Origin of the sequence: Bacillus sp. JJ1532 (assembly GCF_036965085.1) — a bacterium.
Taxonomy (GTDB): domain Bacteria; phylum Bacillota; class Bacilli; order Bacillales; family Cytobacillaceae; genus Cytobacillus.
In genome coordinates this window covers 260-1,649 of record NZ_JBALOW010000140.1, presented here as the reverse complement: position 1 = coordinate 1,649, position 1,390 = coordinate 260, and the positions used below count along the sequence as shown (strand labels likewise).

The following is a 1,390-nucleotide window of genomic DNA, read 5'->3' as shown; positions in this document are numbered from 1 at the left end:
CGCCTTTCAAGGCTATTTCCAAAAAAAAAGTGGTAATTTATAAGTGAACAAATTTATTTTTCCTTATTTTTAAAAAATATTTAGAGTTGTTTGAAATAAAAGCAATGTAGTCCGGTACATGAAGAAGGAATTTAAACTGGATGATTCGAATAAGTTTTAGTGAACTTGGTTTTGTTGAATTCTCAAAATAAATGATTGGAGGATTTCATTGAAAACATTTTTTCGTTATATGGTCGACAGTAGCAAATGAAGATAATTTTGATGCGTATGAATGGCTGTTTTCGAAATCGATTGAGGATTATAGTTATCGTCACCCGGAAGATTCGGATTACCCTGCCATGTTGGAGAGAATTAGAAGCTGGAGAGAAATGTATCTCCAAAATGGAAGGGACACACTTGGTTTTGGTTTATACCTTTTAAGGAACGATTAATTTATTCTATACTCAGATTTTTTCATGTCTTTTAACTTTGAAAGATTACACTAAACAGTGAGGAGATTGGTTTTATGCAAGTTGTAGCCAAAATATTTTTAAAACAACTCGACATGCATTGCTATAATAATGAGTGGTTTGCATCCATGGATCAGGCGCTTCAGGGAGTCATCGCAGCTGAGGCAGCATGGACAAGTTCGGGAATCAGCAATTCGATTTGGCAGATTGTCAACCACTTGATATTTTGGAATGAAGACGTAATCCATCGAATTAAGGGCACAGAGAATCCGAATAAGGCAGAAGACAATGAAGAAACCTTTGGAAATCCGGGGGATCCAGAAGACGAAATTGGGTGGGCCCAGACAGTGCAGCGCCTTAATGAAGTCATGAATAAATTAAAAACGGTCATTGCGGACCTTGACGATGAAAAGTTAAAAGCTCCGTATGCAGCTAACAGGTACTCTATTGAGCGATTACTCAGCAATATCATAATGCATGATACGTATCATCTCGGCCAAATTGTTCTGTTGCGAAAGTTGCAATCCTCTTGGGGTGGCGTTGATTGGTCCTAAAGCACCATAATTCAGCGACCTTTCTCGCCCAGCCGTAGAAGCAGTATTGACGGTGTGAAGCCATTTTCATTCTCTATGGTGAAGCGGGTGATTTTCCTGCTTTATGGATGGCAAAATGGGTGTGTTAGTCAAATAAATTAGAACGTATTTGCAGAGCGATCTTTCGCATATTTCATTGTTCAACAGTCCGGCGCTTTTCTTAAATAAGAAGGCGTCTTTTTGCATGTACAACACATTTAGGGATTGAGTTTAAAGAGGTGTAAAAAAAGATTGTGAAGTCCTGCACTTAAAGTAAAGGGGGCTTTAGTTAAAGAGGAAATAAGTGATTTTATGATTGAAATCATAATTTAGTTAATCCATTAAAGGGCGCTTTTCTGAAATAAGGAA

The 1,390-nt window shown here is 37.5% G+C and carries 1 protein-coding gene; it reads left to right on the top strand.

Annotated features, from left to right (window positions below):
- Window positions 1-505 precede the first annotated feature (505 nt).
- Window positions 506-1,003: a DinB family protein gene (locus tag V7122_RS25355; protein ID WP_335530027.1), complete on the top strand. Its 498-nt coding sequence runs from the start codon at window positions 506-508 to the stop codon at window positions 1,001-1,003.
- Window positions 1,004-1,390 lie beyond the last annotated feature (387 nt).